The 20333-nt window shown below is 37.7% G+C and carries 12 protein-coding genes; all 12 read right to left on the reverse strand.

Annotated features, from left to right (window positions below):
- Positions 1-1128 precede the first annotated feature (1128 nt).
- Positions 1129-2778 carry an arylsulfatase gene (locus ACHRWY_RS22760; RefSeq protein ID WP_395357682.1) on the reverse strand — a complete coding sequence of 550 codons (1650 nt, stop codon included), beginning with the start codon at positions 2776-2778 and terminating at the stop codon, positions 1129-1131.
- A gap of 234 nt (positions 2779-3012) precedes the next feature.
- Positions 3013-4275, reverse strand: coding sequence for a YeiH family protein (locus ACHRWY_RS22765; protein WP_395357683.1), 1263 nt, complete (start codon positions 4273-4275; stop codon positions 3013-3015).
- A gap of 218 nt (positions 4276-4493) precedes the next feature.
- Positions 4494-6110, reverse strand: a complete 1617-nt coding sequence (locus ACHRWY_RS22770; RefSeq protein WP_395357684.1) for a sulfatase-like hydrolase/transferase — start codon at positions 6108-6110, stop codon at positions 4494-4496.
- 256 nt (positions 6111-6366) lie between these two features.
- Entirely contained in the window at positions 6367-7083 is a 717-nt protein-coding gene (locus ACHRWY_RS22775) for a thioredoxin domain-containing protein (protein WP_395357685.1), read from the reverse strand.
- 11 nt (positions 7084-7094) lie between these two features.
- Entirely contained in the window at positions 7095-9047 is a 1953-nt protein-coding gene (locus ACHRWY_RS22780) for an alkyl/aryl-sulfatase (RefSeq protein WP_395357686.1), read from the reverse strand.
- Positions 9048-9054: 7 nt separating this feature from the next.
- The gene (locus ACHRWY_RS22785; RefSeq protein ID WP_395357687.1) at positions 9055-10125 is read right to left on the reverse strand and encodes a sterol desaturase family protein; all 1071 of its coding nucleotides are present in this window, start codon (positions 10123-10125) and stop codon (positions 9055-9057) included.
- Between the two features lie 274 nt (positions 10126-10399).
- On the reverse strand, positions 10400-10993 hold the full coding sequence (locus ACHRWY_RS22790) for a DUF1214 domain-containing protein (protein ID WP_395357688.1): 594 nt from the start codon (positions 10991-10993) through the stop codon (positions 10400-10402).
- 228 nt (positions 10994-11221) lie between these two features.
- Positions 11222-11773, reverse strand: coding sequence for a DUF1254 domain-containing protein (locus ACHRWY_RS22795; protein WP_395357689.1), 552 nt, complete (start codon positions 11771-11773; stop codon positions 11222-11224).
- Between the two features lie 64 nt (positions 11774-11837).
- Positions 11838-13766: an arylsulfatase gene (locus ACHRWY_RS22800; RefSeq protein WP_395357690.1), complete on the reverse strand. Its 1929-nt coding sequence runs from the start codon at positions 13764-13766 to the stop codon at positions 11838-11840.
- A gap of 42 nt (positions 13767-13808) precedes the next feature.
- Positions 13809-15377 (reverse strand): arylsulfatase, encoded by a 1569-nt coding sequence (locus ACHRWY_RS22805; protein ID WP_395357691.1) that lies wholly within the window; start codon positions 15375-15377, stop codon positions 13809-13811.
- A gap of 29 nt (positions 15378-15406) precedes the next feature.
- Complete coding sequence (locus tag ACHRWY_RS22810; protein WP_395357692.1) at positions 15407-16879, reverse strand: RagB/SusD family nutrient uptake outer membrane protein; 1473 nt, start codon at positions 16877-16879, stop codon at positions 15407-15409.
- Positions 16880-16896: 17 nt separating this feature from the next.
- Complete coding sequence (locus ACHRWY_RS22815) at positions 16897-20028, reverse strand: SusC/RagA family TonB-linked outer membrane protein (protein WP_395357693.1); 3132 nt, start codon at positions 20026-20028, stop codon at positions 16897-16899.
- Positions 20029-20333: the final 305 nt, after the last annotated feature.

Here is a 20333-nt window from a genome sequence, read left to right on the forward strand (position 1 = left end):
TCGTAAAAAAGGCCATTTTATTGTATAAGTAAATTTATGTTAAAAATAAAAACATCAGAAATAAATGTTGTTTAATTTACGGTTTAATAACATCTAAATTGTTGAATTATAATGTTATGAAAGCGGATCGAATAACTCATCAACAGAAAGATATCGTTCCCGGATATCATATTTGGTCGACAATCGTTCCGTTAAGTTTCGACTAAATATTGCAGTTCTGTGTTTTGAGCATTTATTCCGATGGAAATAAACAAAATGCTAATCCATAAAATAAGTTTGGTATTTTTTTTCATTCTTGGTTATTGATTTTTTTTGTAATTAAAAAATGCAGTAAGATTGGATGTCCGTTGCCTTGTTTTATTGAGTGATAAATGTTCTTTAAGCCTTGCCATTTCTGTTGCCGCAGAAATATTAGGTACAATTTTGTAGCAGTATTGGTGTCATGTTTGTTCGTATTTGGTTATTGTTTCTGGATGATTTATAGTTATGCGTGATACTTCTTCCTGAGGCAGAAAATGCATCAAAATGATGGTATAATATTCAATAAGAAACCGTTGAGGTTTAAGAAATTTCGTTTTTAAATTCTGATTTTTCGGATAAAAATCGATTATGAACGAAAAGGATGTGAGGGAATTAACAACAGAAGCACATATAACAAAAAGTGTTATACGTATATTTTTTGGGAAGAATGTAAAATGATATGCTTTCGGTTGTTTTCAAAATGTAGTTCTTTTGGTTTTAAACTCTACTAATTCTATAGACAAAGTTAAATTTAATATAATAAAAACCAAAAGTTTTTTAATTTTTATTTAAGTCAACAGGAGAGAAGGACTTAGGAATTGAAATGGAATTTAGTTTAATGTATTGATTTTTAGTGATTTGAATTTTGTCTTGTTTAAATAAAAAAAACAAAAAAATAAGTATACGTTAAATATTTATACTTATTTTTCTGTCTTTAAGGGTTTTATGCGAATTAAAAGGGGGCCACTCGAGCGTTAGCGAACAGGCTAAGCAAATCTGCGGGAGAAATTTAAACATACAGCTATGTGTATTTCAAATAAGTGAAACGCCTTTTTTTTTAAGTTTAAAAATGCTATGTTTCTATGTGTTAAAAATAATTATGACCAGTTACTTTTTTAATGCTGCTCCTCCAGGCATAACCTCCGTCTTTAATTTAAATTTACTGTATTCTACAACGCCGGTTTTATCAGCCCAGTCAAAATAAGCAGCCGAAAGTTGGTTTACAATTCCCGGGTTTTGCTGCGCCACATTGGTGGTTTCGCCACGGTCCGTTTCAATATTATAAAGTTCCCATTCGTACGACGGATAAGTTGAAACCAATTTCCATTTGGCATCTCTTACGGCTCTGTTTCCGGCTCTTTCCCAAAATAACGGCGCGCCCCGGTTTACTTCTGAAACAGTATCGAATAAAACCGGCAACAAACTTTTTCCTGCTAACGGATTGGAGTTTACGCCATTGTATTCCTTAGGATATTGAATTCCCGCCAATTCATAAAAAGTAGGGGCGAGGTCAATAATATGCCCCGTTCCTTTATCAATTCTGCCCGCTTTTATTTTGGATGGAAACCAGGCAATAAACGGAGAACTGAATCCGCCTTCGTGCATATTGTTTTTATATTGTTGTAATGGAGTGTTCGATAAGTATGCCCAGTTTTGTTCCTGATAATCAAAAGACCCTGAAGTTCCAACGGGCCCGTCATTTCGAACCAAACCACGTCCTAACGGATTATAGGTATTAAAACCGCCCTGTGCTCCATTATCTGAAATGAAAATAATCAGGGTGTTCTTATCTTTTTTCAACGCTTTTAATTTCTCGAGAACTTTCCCCACATTCTGGTCCATGTTATCGACCATGGCCGCGTAAACTTCCATTTTGGCTTTCCAGAATTGTTTTTCGTCGTAGGTTAGTTTACTCCATTCCGGCACTTCAGGATCTCTTGGAGAAACGGTTTGATTGGCGGGTAAAATACCATTTGCTTTTAGTTTTTCAATTCTTTTTTCTCTTAACACATCCCAGCCTTCATCAAATTTCCCTCTGTATTTCGCAATGTCAACCGGTTTTGCCTGCAATGGCCAATGCGGAGCCGTAAATGCCAAATACAAAAAGAACGGTTTGTTTTCTTTGTTTTGTTCGTCCAGGAAAGTCACGGCATTATTCCCGATTTCATCTGTAAAATAATACGAATCATCTTTGGGGTGTAATTCTTCATTGTTACGAATCAATTTTACCGGGTAAGGCGTTTTCCCGAAAGGCAACGGTTTGGTATCAAAATAGTTGGAGGCCCCTTTTAAGATGCCATAGAATTTATCAAAACCTCTCTGGTTCGGCCATTGAGCCTGATCTTCAGAACCTACGTGCCATTTTCCGGAAAGCAAAGTGCTGTAACCGCCGGAACGGAAAACTTCTCCCAATGTCAAAGATTCTTTGTTTAAATAACCCTGATAGGCTGGTAATCCTAAATTGACATCAAAAAATCCCATTCCGGCTTTGTGCTGGTATTGTCCTGTAAGCAAAGATCCGCGGGTTGGCGCACAAATCGAATTGTTGTAAAATTCACGTAAGCGTAAACCTTCGCTGGCTAATTTATCCAGATTGGGCGTTTTAATTTCGGAACCATAATTTCCCAAATCAGAATAACCCATATCATCGACCATGATTAAAATGATGTTGGGTTTTTCAGCAGTTGTTTTGTTTTGCGCCGAAACTAAAACGACTGCTGATAATAGGAGGTTTAATGTAATAAGTGTTTTTTTCATTGTAATTGATATTTTAATTTGTCGAAAATTGTTGGGTTTTTTATGCGCATTTTTGTCATCCCAAGGAACGAGGGATCTCACTAGAAACTCCGCAAAGAATAGCGATAATTGTTGTAGAGTTTCTAGTGTAATTTACTTCGTTTGTTTGCTTCGCTCGGATGTAACGGATCGCGGGATTAGCTCCTGAAAAAAAGGATTTGGTTTTATCATAGAAATCGATGACAATGATGGCGGTTATTTACTAAACAATAAAAAAGCAATAAGCAGCGTAATAATCACATTGAATAATTGTGCGATTAAAAAAGCATACAAAGGTTTTCGGCTATTGTTGCGCAGTAAATCTTTAAAGTTCGTTTCCAGGCCAATACTTGTAAAAGCCAGTGCAAACCAAATGCCTTGTAAGTTCTTCAAACTGTCTTTTACGCCATCTCTGGTTTCAGCAGTAAGCAGGAAAGAGAAGAGCAGGGAAGCGGCAATAAAACCGATAACAAATTTTGGAAAACGTTCCCAGATAACACTTAATGTAGGTTTTGATGCTATGGCTTCCGCCGAATTGTTGTGCGTGTACGTCCAGTAAACCGAGATCGCAAAAGCAGCAATTCCTAATAAGACATTTTGGGAGAATTTTACGATTGTACTAATTTTCAAAGCCGTTTCGCCAACCAAAGATCCGGAAGCCACCACTGCACCGGATGTATCGATACTTCCACCCAGCCAGGCTCCGGTAACTTCTTCAGGGAAATTGAAATATTTGGCAATAATCGGCATGAAAATCATCATAGGAATTGCAGTTACCAAAACAATCGAAATCACATAAGATAGTTTTTTGGAATCGCCTTTGATTGCTCCAGAAGTGGCAATGGCGGCAGAAACGCCACAGATAGAAACGGCACTCGAAATCATCATCGTCAATTCGTCATCGACTTTTAGTTTTTTACACAGCCAAAAAGCAAAATACCAAACGGATAAAACCACCACCAAAGCCTGAATTAATCCTAAAGAACCTGCTTTTAGAATGTCTGAAAAAATGACGCTGGTGCCTAATAACACCAACCCAATTTTGACAAATACTTCTGTCGAAAGTGCTGATCGAAACCAATCCGGAAGTTTAAAGAAATTCCCGATCGCTAAACCAATTGCCAAACTGAAAATGACAGCTTCGAGATTCAGTCCTTTTACTTCGGTATTTCCCGCAATAATCAGGGCAAGAACCGTTAAAATATATACGACTGGAAACCCCAATAAAAAATATTTTACCGATTTACCAATTAAAAAAGCACCTAATGTTCCGATGGAAATGAGATATAAAAATTGCAATCCGATAATTTTCAGGTTTCCGAAATCGAATACATCATGAAATAAATCTGATCCGGTGGACCATTTGAAAACAGGAACTTCAGGAAGAAAAATAAAAAGGGAAATCCCGATGATTATAAATCCTAAGATTACGACGGTCCAGTCTTCGTGAATGTTGAATGTTTTGGTTGGGGTTGACATTTTAAATTTTATTTTTTTATCCTAACAGGTTTTAAAAACCTGTTAGGTATTAATTTGTTGGGTCTTATTTTTTGAATAATCTCCAGCCTTAGCTTGAGGTTATTGTTTTGTGATTGACATTAGCTTTAGCCGAATATTGGTAGGACTGACCTTAAAACTAAATACCTAACAGGTTTTAAAAACCTGTTAGGATAACTAAATGTCGGTTTGCTGATCAATTACAAATCAACAAAGTATTTTTGTTTACCAAAATCAAATTCATAATGGGTTAGATTTGGCCATAAAGGTTTTACCAAACCTTTTTCCCAGTTTTGTAAAGCAAGATGTAATTCGTTTACTTTTGCCGGATTTTTTTGAGCCAGATCTGTTGTTTCTGATTTGTCCGTCGCTAAATTATAAAGCCATTCTTCATGTGTTTTTCCGCTGATGATTAGCTTCCAGTCACCGCTTCTAATCGCTTTTGCATCGCCGGAACGCCAATACAACGTTTTGTGTGCTTCTTTATTTTCATTCACAGTACTAATCAAATCAACACCATCATAAACCCTGTCTTTGGGTAAATCAGAATGTATAGCCGCAGCAATTGTACTGAAAATATCCAATGTACTTACCGGAGTTTTATAGATCGTGTGAGGTTTGATTTTTCCTTTCCACGAAAGTGCAAACGGAACATTTACCCCGCCTTCAAAATGAGAAAACTTTCCGGCTTTTAGAGGTGCGTTTGTAGTGGCAAAAGTATAATCGGCGCCACCGTTGTCGCTGGCAAAAATGATTAAGGTATTGTCTTCCAGTCCTTCTTTTTTAACTTTTGCCCTGATTCTTCCCACAGCATCATCCAGTGCGCTGATCATGGCAAAATAAACACGTTTGTTTTCGTCTTTTACATTTGGGAAACGATCGTAGTATTTCTTACGAACCTGAAAAGGCGTATGTGGGGCATTAAAAGGAACGTACAATAAGAACGGTTTGTTTTTATTTCGATCAATAAAAGCTTCGGCTTCATCAGCAAATGTTTCGGTCAGATATGCCTTGTTGTGAATGATAGTAGTATCACGACGAATTTGTCCAATGCCAACGCGGCCATTTCCCCAAATCATTTTATCGGTAAAATCTTTGTGGTGATGGTTGATAATATCCGGATTATCATCTTCGGGTGTGTAAAGCGAAAAGGCCTGATAAAACCCGTAATGATAATCGAAACCCCGGTCTAAAGGAAAAAATCCTTTGTTGTGTCCTAAATGCCATTTTCCGATAATTGCAGTGTTGTAACCTTCTCTTTTGGCCAGATCAGCAAAGGTAATTTCAGATTGTGGCAAACCTTGTGTCGCAATCGAAGCTTCGTTCGGGTAATTGATTTTATCATTCAGTCTCCAGTTATTGGTGTTGATCAAATACTTAAAACCATAATATTCTAAGTTGTTTTTTGGATAACGGTCTCCGGGCTGATATTCATGTCCAAAACGTTCCTGATAACGACCGGTTAAAATACCGGCACGGGAAGGCGAACAAATCGAAGCCGAAACATAACCGTCCTGAAAAGTAACTCCTGATGCTGCCAAAGAATCTATTTGTGGGGTTGGTGTTGATTTGCCTCCGTATAACGAAATATCATATTTTCCTAAATCATCGGCCAAAAGAATAATGATGTTTGGTTTTTTGAAGGCACTATCTGTAGTGACTTTTTCAGCGAGAAATGTCGCTTTTCCTGCTAATAATTTGGGATCTGGTTTTATTAAAGTTCCATCTGTGTTGATGGGCCAGAATAAAAAGATAGCCAGAATAGCAATTATAATAAGGATTGGAAAAACAATCTTTTTTGTTTTGGATAATGCCATAGTTTTTTGGTTTAATTTCGAGAAATAATAGGCTTAACTGTGATCTTTGTCAAATTTCTTATGCACATTTTTTGTCATCCCAAGGAACGAGGGATCACACAAGAAACTCCGCAAACTGAATCGTCAATCTTTGTCGATTTACGAGTGAGATCCCTCGTTCCTTGGGATGACAAAAATGACGCTTATGATTGCAAAAGAAAGATTAAAATATTTAGTAGATTAAAATAATAATCTGCCCAATCTGCGTGAAAAAAAATTATCTAGCCGCCAAAGCCACATCAACATCATTTTTCAAATCGCCTAAACCTTCTTTTTTGAACACTATTTTTCCGTCTTTATATAAAATCAAAGTCGGGAAAACTTTTACTGTTTTTAAATCGGCGATTACTTGCGGGCTGTCTTCCAGATCAATTTCTACAATTTTTAAATTAGAGCCGTATTGTGCTTTGATCGTTTCTAAAACCGGTTTTACTTTTTTACAGGCCCCACAATAAACAGATCCAATATCTACTAAAACATCTTTGTTTTCAGCGATGATTTTTTTGTATTCTGCTAAAGTTAATTTGCTTTTTGAGTTGGCATAAAAAGGTTTTCCGTTTCCAATCCAGTTGGCGATTCCTCCTTCTAAACTATACGCTTCTTTGAACCCTTTTTTTAATAAATCATCTGCCAGCCAAACGCTTCTTCCTGCACCAATCGAATAGGTAAATACAGGTTTTGATTTGTCTAAAGCAGCAATACGTTTGTCATAATCTTTTGATTCCAGATTAAAATTTTGTGCGCCATTGATATGGTTCAGTGCAAATTCTTCAGCCCCTCTCGCATCAATGATCTGCGGATTTTTCTGGCTTTGAATTTTCGAATAAAACACGTCTAGTGAAACTGTATTTGAACTTTTATTTTGTGAAAAACCTACGACTGTAAACAGTAAAATTGCGGCTGCAATACTATTTTTGAATATTTTATTTTTCATGATTTTGATTTTTAGGGTGTAACAATATTCCAATACGGATTTGCCGGTTCGAAAGTGCTGGCCAATTCTCTGAATTTAAACGGATCGCCTTCAAAACTTACACCGTCTGAAGTTAGAATCTCTCTTGCTGTTTCAGGGTTTGATAATAAGGCAACAAATTTAGCTTTTGGAATCGTTAAGGTAAATTCGGCTTTATCATTTGGTCGTGTCTGACTTTGGTGCAAAACGCCATTTTTTAGATAAACCAGAATGTTTTTATTGAGTTCCGGGAAAATGAAACGCAATTTTACGTCTTTTCCGGCTGCTTTCGTTCCGTCAACAGTAACCGATAAATAATCGAAAATAGCTTCAGGAGTTAAAGTGGACAAAAAACCGGCTGCACGATTCACAGGATTTTTAGGAACAACCACACCTTCGCGAAGTTCTTTGGCTCCGGATAAATATAAATCTCTCCAAATTCCGGATTCACTTTGATAGGCAATTTGTTCGAAAGCATCGGCTTGTAAATTTTTGGCAGCAGCATTATCCGGATTGGCAAAAATGACATGTTTTAGGACTTCGGCAACCCAACGGTATTCGCCTTTTTGGTAGCTTTCAGTTGCTTTTTTCAAGGCGGTTTCTTCACCGCCAAACCATTCGACATATTTTTTAGCCGATTCTACTTGTGGTAATTTGTCGTAATCGGCAGGATTTCCGTCCCACCAGCCTAAGTAGAATTGGTAGGTTGCTTTGGCATTGTGTTTTACAGTTCCGTAAAAATCACGGTTGTACCATTCTTTGCCTAATTCGGCAGGCAATTTTATTTCTTCGGCGATTTCATCTTTATTTAAGCCTTTATTGGCCAAATGAACGGTTTGATCGTGCACATATTTGTATAAATCTCTTTGTTTTTCCAGGAAAGTAATTCCTTTATCATGTCCGTAAACCGGCCAGGTGTGCGACGGAACGATGAATTCGGTTTTATCACCAAACAAGTCAATCGCTTCGTCCAGATATCCGGCCCAGGCTTTGGCATCTCTGGTTTTGGCACCACGGGGCGTAAGGACATTATGATAAGTATGACTGGCAATTTCGGCAGAAAAGAAAACTTTCTGGGCAGGAGCAAAGACCGTTAATTCGGCTGGAGCTTCAGAATTCGGCGTAAGCTGAAAAACTAAATCCAAACCATCAATAGTAATTTTTTGTCCGGTTTTTTCAACTTCGAAATTAGGCTGTAAAAGAGAGGAAGAACCTCCGGATAAAAACGGTTTTCCTAAACCCACATCGACCTGGCCTGTAATACTTCTTTCTAAACCTAAGCCAAATTGATATCCGGCTCTTCGGCGCATTACATTTCCTAAAAGTACATTTTCGCTCACCGCTTCTTCGTAGAAACCTTTTGGCGTTATGAATTTTACTTTACCGGATTTAATATCATCGGCTGAAACCAAACCTTCCAGACCACCATAATGATCGCCATGACTATGGGTAACGATTACAGCCAGAATAGGTTTATTAGCAACATGTTTTTTGACTAATTCGTAAGCGGCTGATGAAGCTTCACCAATAGTCAAAGCATCAATTACAACATAACCATTTTTGGTTTCGATAAACGAAATATTGGCCACATCAAAAGAACGAACCTGATAAACACCATCGGTAATTTTAAACAATCCGTTGATGTTGTTGAGTTGTGCCTGACGCCATAAAGCGGGATTTACCGTGGCTGGGGATTTTCCTTTTATAAAGGCAAAATCATTTAAGTTTACAGCGACATTTCCTGTTTTAGAAAGAATTTTACCGTCGGCAAGAGTGGCGATAAAACCTCTCTTGGCGTCGGTAAAATCGGCAGTATCATCAAAGTTTAACTTTGAATATACTGCCTCATTTGATTTTTGGGTAAAAGTTGACGCCTGTTTTGGCGCTTGTGCGTTGGCAACAATGGTGAAACCGATTAACAGTGTCGTTATTTTATTTTTTTTCATCGTATTTTTAAGATTGCGCCTGCTCGTAATAAACCGGACTTGGCGTAATAGTTTCTGCTTTTGCTTTCAAAGGAACTGCCAAAACGCCTTCGGCCAAAGCGCTGCCTTCTTTTTTGGATTTGAATATTGGCCACAAAAATTGTGCGTACCATTCTTCTTGTTTATACGATTTCATTCCGTATGATTTAGGATATTTACGGGTGATTAAACCGGTTCCAAAAGTAATATCCCAGATAAAAAACATGTTTCCAAAGTTGCCTTTAAAGTGTCCAACACCATCTCCGCTTGTATCAGCATGATGAGCGTGGTGTGTTGCCGGAGTCGAAATTAAACGCTCTAAAACCCATGCAATTGGATGTAATATTCTGTATTTATAAAAAGGTTTGTCCCATTTAATACTGGAGTGTGCTCCCAAAGTGATAAAACTTTTAATCACCAAAACAAATAAGGCCGGTAATCCTAAGCCTAAATAGGTTAAGGTAGCTGTTAAATAAATTTGAGAGAAGAAAACGGTATAGATAAAGTTTTGTCTAGATGCCATCGCCATTCCCATGTACGGAGCTGAATGGTGCGTTCTGTGAAATCTCCATAAAAATGGAACCTGGTGGTGCAAGCGGTGGTACCAGTATTGCGTTAAATCATCAGCAATTGCGATCAGGAAAAAGCCTCCCCAAAACGGAACCCATGAAAGTGAGTTGGCCAAATTTGGGATTAAATAAGGCAATGCTGTTAAGCTGAAAAAAGCAATTACGGGCGGTAAAAGTACTTTTGGGGCTAAGAAACAAATAATGTCTACTTTGCGTTCTTCGCCTGTCCAGTCGTCATCGTATAAACCTGCTGTGAATTCAATAATTCCTAAAACTAACATAAAAACGGTTAATCCCCAGGTACGAATGTGTTCGAAAGCCGGTTTTGAAAATTCTAAAAATGATGGCAGTGTAAGATGCGATTGTGTTATGACGCCATTGGTGAATTTAAAATAAAGAAAAATTGCTACTACCGGTAGTGAGTATATTACAAGACTTATGCTTAAATCTCTAATTAGTCTGCCTCTTGAATTGTGATCTATTATTGCCATGATATCTTATTTTAAAAAATTACTAATTAATGCTAAACCTCCCGCCAAAATAACTAGCGGAACTAGAAATACAATTGCCCCAACGACAATCTTTTTTCCTATAATTTCAAAGTCAACTCGTTTCATGATTTCTAATTTTTATGATTATAACTGTATTGAAAATCAGTGTATTTTGTGAAATGTAAAAATAAATAAAATAAACTGCTAATTCTATGGATTTAGTAGAGTTTTATTTATAAGATTTTTCAAAATTTGTTATAATACTTAGTTATTTTTATTTTACTTTTTGAATAGCCGGAAGTGTTTCTACCGTTAAATTGTCTCTCAGTTTTTCAGAAGGCAGGTACAAACGTATGATCAGGCTTTCTTTTTTAACATTGGTTGTTGGCAGCCAGTTTTCTTTTTTCTCTGATCCTGAAAGATTGATTTTATAAGAAGTACTATCTGCTTCATATTTTACAGTTTCAAGATTGTAGCTGTATTTGTTGATTGGGTTTTTAATTAAAAAGCCATTTTCGTCATAGGCTGTGATACTCCAGTATTTAGCATCTAATTTTTTTCCGCTAATTACATAATCTGCTTTAGGATCTAATTCGTTTCCTTCGCTGTCTGTATTGGTGCTTAGGTAAATCACTTCTTTTTTGGTGAGGGCATAAGGACCATAAACTGCCACTTGTGCAATTGTAAGTAAATCGGCTGAGTTGAGATCTTTGTCTTTATCGACAGTCTGCCAATTGCCAATGATGCGTTGTGAATCGCTTTTGCCGGATTTGATGTTGTAAACACCTACGGCGCTTCCTAATACAATAGCCAGAATAATCAGTGCTACTGCAAGTCCTGCCTTTTTAATTTTTTGATTTAATGCCATTTTAATTTTTTTATGTTGAACGTTTTTTTAAAATTCTTTTGCGTAATCTTGTCATCCTGACGAAGGAAGAATCACACTAGAAATTCCGTGCTGAATTTTATCAATCTTTGTCGAGTTATTCAATGAGATCCCTTGTTCCTGCCAATGACATTTTTGGAAGTAAAAAAATCCGTTTAAATCCGCGTCTTTGCAAAGCAAATCCGTAGCATCTGCGTACCATGACAAAGATTATTTCCCTAATTTCTCTACCGTAACACCATGTTGCAATTCCGCCAATGTTTTTACCGGATATGCTTTTGAAACTAAATAACGAAACAAAATCAATCCTTTGGTCGTAGGGCTGTAAATGATTTTTTCTTTTGGAATATTTTTCAATGCTTCTGATGTACTTCCTTCCGGAGCTAAATAATATTCGAATTTGGCTTTTACTTTTTCTTCGTTTTCAACAAAGAAATTAGTGGTGTTTTCCTGATAAGCCGAGATGGACCAGTAAGTCGAATCCGGAACTATTCCTGAAATTTTCAATACATCATCTTTCAAATCATAATTGATTGTCGAATACAAAAAGTCAGGATTTGGTAGCGGAATTACTCTGCTGTTTTCAGCATTGGGCTGATCTCCAAATCGGGGAGTGTTGATAGCACCCAGACTTTTTTCGGCAAATTTATGTTGCACGTAATAGGGAGTTGCCCAAATAGTGAGGTAGTAAAAACCTACTGCAATTACTACAAGAATCAAGGCGAAGAGGCCTTTTTTCAAAATTGGTTTTGTTGCTGCCATAATTTAATTATTATAAGTTATTATCCTGCAAGGATTTTAAACTTGCAGGATTTAAAATCATATGTTATTTAGAACTTCCGGCATCTCCCGATTTAGTGACTTGTTTCACCAAATCCTGAAGCGTCTTACCTTTATCTGCTCCGGTATTGTGTATTCTTCTGTTGTATACATCCTGCCAGTCAATTAACGGATAAACATTGTTTTCTTTGGCTTGGTCATCAAACAGTTTTTTAAGCTCGGCTAATTTTTCAGGATATTTTTTGGCCAGGTTATTACGTTCGTTAAAGTCTTCATTAAGGTTGTACAATTCCCAAACATCTGTGTCAAAATTGCTGTCAGCAGGTTTTTCATTTTTGCCTAATGCTTTTTTCACAGCAAAAGAATCCGGTAAATGAGCTGCTCCGGCTTTCCATCCCTCTTTGTAAATCGCTCTGTTTCCAAAAATGTAGTAATACTGAACTTTGTGCAATGATTCTGCTTTAGCATCATTCAACGAAGCATACAAAGAAGAACCCTGAATAATATCCTGTTTTACATTTTTGATGTATTCGGGTGCTTTAATTCCTGTAATATCCAGTGTTGTAGGCAATAAATCGGTTACATGACTGTATTGGTTTCTGATACCGCCTTTTTCTTTGATTCCTTTTGGATAAAAAACAATTAAGGGATTGTGGGTTCCACCTTCTGATTGTGCATCTTGTTTCCAGTTTTTGAACGGAACGTTTGTAGCTTGTGCCCATCCTAAAGGATAATTAGTATTTAAACCTTTTGGAGTACCAATTTCGTCGATATTGGCTAAGTTTTTCTTTAGGTTTTCATCATCAGAACCTCCTTGCGAAAACAGACTCTGGTTAATGGTACCTTCTGTAGTTCCTTCTTTACTGGCTCCGTTATCACCAATCGCTACAAAAATTACAGTGTTGTCCAGCTGATTGGTTTCTTTTAGATAATTCACCACTCGTCCTACTTCATAATCTGTATAGGTTAGGAATCCGGCATAAACTTCCATGAATCTCGCATACACTTTCTTTTGATCCGGAGTTAGTTTCTTCCAGTCTGTAATTAATGGATTGCGTTCCGGTAATACAGCATTGGCAGGAATTACACCTAATTTCTTTTGGTTGGCAATTACTTTTTCGCGGTAAGCATCCCAGCCTTCATCAAATTTTCCTTTGTACGGATCACTCCATTTTGTAGCTACCTGATGAGGTGCATGCGCTGCTCCTGGTGCATAGTACAAAAAGAACGGTTTTCCGGGTGCTGCTTTTTGTTGTTTTTGAATGTAACTAATTGCTTTATCTGTAATTAATTCGTTTAAGTGACGTCCGTCTGGTTTGATGTGAACCTGGTCTTCTACTAAATCAGGATTGTACTGATCTGTTTGAGAGCCTAAGAATCCGTAGAAATGATCGAAACCTTTTCCGGTTGGCCATCTGTCAAATGGTCCCGCATCTGTAGCGTCTTCATCCGGAGTTACGCCGTATTTTCCAACAGCAAAAGTATTGTAGCCGTTTTCGCGTAAAATCTCGGCGATTGTTCCTTTATCGGCTGGTATTTTCCCATCCCAACCCGGAAAACCTGCTGATAAAATAGTATGCGAAAACCCGCTTACGTGTACTCTTCCTGAATTTCGTCCGGTTAATAGGGCAGCGCGGGTAGGAGCACAAATGGCTGTTGTATGAAAGTTGGTATATCGTAAACCATTGTTGGCCAAAGCATCAAAAGTTGGCGTTTCTATTAATCCGCCAAAAGCACTTGAAGCTCCAAATCCTACGTCGTCCAGTAAGATCCAAACAACATTTGGCGCACCTGCAGGAGCTTTTACGGGATCTGGCCAATATTCTTTAGAATCGGCTAGTGTTTTACCAATAACACCTTTGAAATCTGCATCTTGTTTTTCCTGAGCAAAACCTAATTGTGCAAGAAGCAATGCAGTAATCAAAAGCCCTTTTTGTGAACTTTTGATTGTACTATTAAATTTGAATTTTTTCATTAGATTAAATTTTTAATTATTTAATGCGTAATCACTGTTTAACTATTTTATTTTATTCCAATCTTCTACACCTACTTTTACAGACCATTGTTGATGTAATTCAATCAGGGTTTGGAGCAGTTTTGATTCTGATTTTGCCAGGTTTTTGGTTTCTGTCCGGTCTGTAGCAAGATTGTACAATTCCCAGGGCTGATTGTTTTCAGCTACTGCTTTCCAATCTCCTTTTCGTACTGCTTTGCTGCCTTCATGTTCCCAAAACAAGGCTTCATGTGCGTTAGATTGTTGTCCTTCAAATTCTTTTTTTAAGCTAATACCTTCTAAAGGAGTGAGACTTTTTCCCTGAAAAGTATCCGGATATTCAAAACCTGCGTACTCCAGAAAAGTGGGAAAAACATCAATCAAATGACTTACCCTGTTGCTTATGGTTCCGGCCTTAATATGCTTTGGATAATACGCAATAAAAGGGGAAGCAATACCGCCTTCGTGAGTGTTCTTTTTGAATAATTGAAAAGGCGTGTTACTCACATTTCCCCACGGACTTTCGTAACTGTCAATCGACGCAACTGAGCCTGGTATTCCATTTTTTTGGGTAACATAATTCCAGTTTTTCACATCATCGGCACTTCCGCCATTATCCGAAAGAAAAAGAATAAGCGTATTATCTTCTTCTCCTAAAGACTTAACTTTCTGCAGGATCTCTCCAATTCCGGCATCCATTCTGTCGATCATGGCGGCATAAATTGCCATTCGGGTATCCCATTTGTCTTTTTCTTCGGCAGTTAGTTTTTCCCAATCCGGTACTTTTTCAAAACGATTTGATAAGTCCCAGCTTTTATCAATGATTCCCAGTTCTTTCAATTTTTTAAAACGGCTTGCTCTCAATTTATCCCAGCCTTCGATGTATTTGCCTTTGTATTTTGCAATATCTTCCGGCAATGCCTGAATGGGCCAGTGCGGAGCATTATAAGCCACATAAAGAAAAAAAGGCTTTTGCTGATTTCGCTGTTTTTCTAAAGAACGAATAGCGAAATTGGTGATTTCCTGAGTCAGATAAGTAGCAGTATCCGTGCGGATAATTTCTTTATCTCCTTTCATAAAAATGACTTTTCTTCCGTCGTTATACAGTGGTTGCGAGTTAAAATAACTGCTGCCATTGTTTTGTAAAGTAAAAGAATCATCAAATCCTCTGTTAACTGCCCAAGCTGATGGTACTAAACCCACGTGCCATTTTCCGGAAACAATGGTGTTGTATCCTGCCTGTTTGAGTGCTTGCCCAATAGTGATACAATGCTCGTTTAAATATCCCTGATAGGCTGGAACCCCTTTGTCCTGAACCATGTCGCCAACACCTGCCTGGTGTGGATACAGGCCCGTGAGTAAGGAAGCCCGCGAAGGACAGCAACGTCCCGCATTGTAAAACTGCTTTAGAATGAGCCCGTTTTTAGCGAGCTTATCCAGGTTGGGGGTTGTAATTTCTGAGCCAAAAGCACCAATATCGGAGAAACCTAAATCATCCGCCAGAATGACGATGATGTTAGGTTGTTTTTTCTGTGCAAATAGCTGAAATTGTGCAACAAACAACAGGACTAGAATCAACAGTTTTTTTATCATTTTTATTTAATTAGCAGGTAAACCCTTTATTAATATCCGGGATTTTGTGGCAAACCAACCGGATCGATATTTCTTTCGCTTTGCGGAATCGGATAAAGGTTATTTCGTTCTGAAACTGAGTTTTTAGCCGTTACTTTTTTGACTTCGGCAACCAAAGTTCCCCAACGTACCAAGTCAAACCAGCGTTGTCCTTCCTGAACAAACTCTTTTTTGCGTTCTTCCTGAATGGCAGCCCTAAAAGTAGTTTGATTTAATCCTGCTAAGTCTACAGTTGGATCTGGCGTGGTAATTGGTTTTGCAAAAGCTCTTCTTCTTACCTGATTGATGAGTTCATAAGCTTCGGCAGTTGGTGCTCCCTGTTCGTTTATCGCTTCTGCTAAAGACAATAAAATATCGGCATAACGAATAATTGGGAAATTGATTGCTACGTTACCGGGAGTAGCTAAATTGGTAAAATCAATATATTTTTTGAAAATTGGTTTAGGAAAAGTATAGATGTTTGCTGTTCCTGTAATGGGTAATGTTTTGGCATAACTTACATCTCTTCTGGTATCTCCGGCAGCATAAATGTCATAAAATAAAGCAACGTCTGAGATAATATCGGCAGGCTCTGTAGCAGTAAAACCAATAAATGATGTAGCCTGAAAATTATTTCCGCTGGATCCGTTTCCTGCCTGATTTGCTTCAAACTGAACAGAGAAAATATGCTCTTTTCCATTCTTTTTGGCTTTATTAAAGATGTCAGCAAAACTTTCAAAAAGAGCATATCCGTAACCGCCGTTGATTACTTCCCTGGCTTTTAAAATGGCATTTGGATAATCTTTTCTGGTTAGGTAGACTTTGGTTAAAATGGCTTTTGCAGCTCCGGATGTTGCACGACCTGCATCAGCTGTTGCATAAGTGGATGGCAAACCTTCAGCATCTTTTAAGTCTGAAATAATTTGAGTGTATACTTCGTCAACGGTGGCTCTTTTTGATTTTAAACTTTCTAACTGAATAGAAGTAGGTTCGTGCAAAACAATTGGAACCCCGCCCCAAAGACGAACCGCCTGAAAGTACAATAAGGCCCTGATGAATTTTGCTTCCAGAATCAGTCTGTTTTTAACGGCATCTGTACCCACAACTTTAGGGATGTTATCTATAGAAACATTGGCTCTGTTGATCCCGTTATAAATCTGGCGCCAGGCCACCTGAACACGATCGTTGGTAGCATCATGGGTCAGGCTGCTCATGGCTCTTACCTGCGGATTGGTTGCGGAAACTCCCGCTGCTGCATAATCAGATCCCATATCAGTTAGGAAATAAAGGTTTCTGCCAAATAAACTTTGCTCTCCCGGATCCAGACTTAAAGAAGCATAAGCGGCTGTTACACTTGCAATAGCATCATCCTGTGTTTTAAAGTAATTTTCTTCGGTAACAAACGAGGTTGGTGTTACCTCTAAATCTGCGCACGATACAAAGAGACCGGCACTAGCTATTAATAGAATTATAATCTTTTTCATTGTGTATATTTTTTTACTTAGAAAGTTACGTTCAGACCAGAAATGAATGTTTTAGAATTTGGATAAGAACCAAAGTCAATTCCCGGATATAAGTTGTTTTGTTCGTATGAACTTACTTCGGGATCATATCCGGTGTATTTAGTCCATGTGATTAAGTTCTCTGCGGATACATAGAATTTTACACTCTTGGCGCCCAGTTTTTGAGAAACGCTTTTAGGTAAAGTATACCCCAGTGTAATTAATTTCAATCTCAGGAAAGAAGCATCTTCTACGTAACGTTCTGATACGATACCCAGTGGTGAACTGGTTGCTCTTGGAACTTCATTGCTTGGATTTGTGGGGGTCCAACGATCATCCAGTGTAACATTTGCATTAGTTCCCAGAGTAGAAATCTCTAATTGCTGGTTTAAAGCATTGAATATTTTACCACCGTAAGATCCCTGAAAAGAGAAGTTAAGATCGAAATCATGGAAAGAAACCGTGTTGCTGAAACTTCCAACAAATTTAGGTTGTGAACTTCCTAAGTTTCCTTTGTCAAGTGCTGTAATTACACCATCACCATTGGTATCCACATATTTTCTGTCCCCAATTTTTGTATTGGCTAAACTGTTTATTTTAGGTTGTGTATTTACTTCTTCCTGAGTCTGGAAAATTCCGTTGGTTCTGTATCCCCAGAAAGTTCCCAAAGGCAAGCCTACTTTTACCGTTACAGGTTGTTGCTGTAATAAAGAACCGTTTGGCACTACAGGAAAAAACTGATCTACTCCGTTTCCTATTGAAACCACTTTATTTTTATTTGCTGAAAAAACAATATTTGAGTTCCACGAGAAATTTTCTGTTTTTACATTTTCGGTTGTTACACCAATTTCAACTCCTTTATTCTCAACTCCGCCAATATTTTGAAGCACACTCGCATAGCCGGAAGTTAACGGAATGGGTACACTGATTAATAAGTCGTTTGTTTTTTTGTAATAGACATCAAACACAAAGTTTATTTTTCTGTCTAATAAGGATAAATCTAAACCTACGTTGTATTGATTTGTTTTTTCCCATTTCAAATCCGGATTGGCCAGTCGGGTAGGAGCTAAACCAGTATATAATGTTCCTCCAAAAGAATAATTAACAGAACCCATCTGGGCAAGAGAAAGGTAGTTTCCTATTTCCTGGTTTCCGGTTGTCCCGGCTGTAATTCTTAATTTAGCTTCGGTTACCCCTTTAATGTTTTTGGCAAAATCTTCGTCGGTAATGTTCCATGAAAATCCTGCAGAAGGAAAGTAGCCCCATAGTGATTCAGATCCAAATCTTGAAGAACCATCAGCACGGGCAGAAAGCGTAAAGTTATATTTTCCTCTATAAGAATAGTTTACTCTGGCTAACCAGGACTTCAGGACACTTTCGAATGCATCGCTGTAAGGTTTCACCGGAACCCCATCTTGCAAAGCGTTGTAGGTATTTGCATCGTTTACAAAAGTTTGTGCTCCTGCATTTACTACTTCTCCTTGTGTGTATTGAAGTGTATATCCGCCTAAAGCTGAGAACTTATGATTTTCGCCAAAAGTAGTGTTGTAATTCAGGGTGTTTTCGTTCAGAACAGAACTTACCAATCGATCTCCAACCGAAGCCAGTCCTTTAGTCCCTACACCGGTAGTTGTAGTTGCCGGTGCATAGTAATTTTGTTTGGTGTTGATAACGTCGCCACTCACAGCTACTTTTGCAGTAAGTTTTTTGGTGATTTTATATTCACCAAATAAACTGGTCAGGATCCGGTTGATTTTAGTTTCATTTGTTGTACTTACCAAATCATTAATAGGGTTTGGTATAATACCATTTGTTGCTGTTGCATAAGGATTGTTGGTTAAATTATAACTTCCGTCTGCATTTTTAATAGGCACCACAGGTGGCTGATATAAAGCAACAACTAACGGGTTTGGAGATCTTCCGGCAGTGGCACCGCCATTTGTTCCTGTACCATTTGAAATGGAATTGCTGTAATTTGCATTGACGCCAAATTTAAAATTCGGGGAATAATTTCTTTCGTAATTGGCACGAAGTGAAATTCTTTTAAAATCAGATGCAATTACAATTCCGTCCTGTTGAAAATATCCTGCTGAAATAGCATAACGTGAACGTTCGTCTCCACCGGAAAAAGTCAATTGATGATTTTGAATTGGGGCAGCAGTTCTAAAAAGAGCATCCTGCCAGTCATAACTTCCCGATGTTTTAAGGGCTTCTATCTGAGCAGCAGAGAAAGAAGGGGCCTGACCAATACTTGCCTGAACGTCGTTACGTAAGCTTGCCCATTGGCTGGCATTCATTAAGTTTAATTTTTTTGAAACATTCTGGAATCCAAAGTATCCCTGGTATGAAATGTTATCTTGTCCTTTTATCCCTTTTTTAGTCGTAATAATTACAACACCATTTGCACCACGGGATCCGTAAATGGCTGTTGCAGAGGCGTCTTTTAAGACTTCTATAGATTCAATATCACCCGGGTTTATGGTTGATAATACATTGACTGTTGCACCGGCATTGGTCACTCCGGCTGTACTATTGTTGTTATCATTATAAATTAATATTCCGTCTACAACATAAAGTGGTTCATTACCTGCTGTAATTGAGTTTCCTCCTCTAATGCGAACACTTGAAGAAGCTCCCGGACGTCCTGAACTTTGTGTAACTACCACACCCGGAATTGCACCCCTAAGTAAGTTATCAGCAGATGAAGTTACTTGTGATAAATTTGCTTTTGGAACTGAAGCTACAGATCCTGTAATGTCTTTTCTTTTTTGAGAACCATATCCCACAACAACCAATTCGTCCAGTTCCTGACGTTCTTCTTTTAAATGGATCGTTACGGGGTTTTTGTCAACAATTACTTCTGCTTTTTTGTAACCAATATAGGTTACAATTAAAGTATAAGGGAATTTTTGACCGGTTTGAAAATAGAATTTTCCTTCTGCATCTGTCTGAACCCCGTGAGTAGTACCTTTAATTACTACAGATGCCCCAATAACAGGCTGGTTGGTAACATCGTCTACAACAGTTCCATCCAGTTTAGATTGTATCAGCGGGGTTGTATTTTGGGCATTAATTCCTGCCGATAGGAGCAGGAGAAATAATAGGGAGTATATTTTTAAATTTTTTTTCATTTCTTTGTACTGGTTTAAGTAATTAACAAGGCGCCCTGAAAGTTGATTTTTCAACTCTCTAATGGTATTCTTGATTTAGTGATAAATGTTCTTTAAGCCTTGCCATTTCTGTTGCCGCAGAAATGGCTTTTTTTATTTACAGCAACAGCTTTGTGTCTTTTTCATTTTTGTTTTTTTTAGTTATTAGTCATTTTTCTTTTTAATGTATAGGTATAGTTTCAAGAATTTCAATAAGTAATTTTTGGTGTATTTTGAATTTTGTTTTTTAAATCGATTCGATGAAAAAGAGATATCGAATGTAAACG

Origin of the sequence: Flavobacterium sp. FlaQc-48, assembly GCF_044007335.1 — a bacterium.
In the GTDB taxonomy this organism is placed as follows: domain Bacteria; phylum Bacteroidota; class Bacteroidia; order Flavobacteriales; family Flavobacteriaceae; genus Flavobacterium.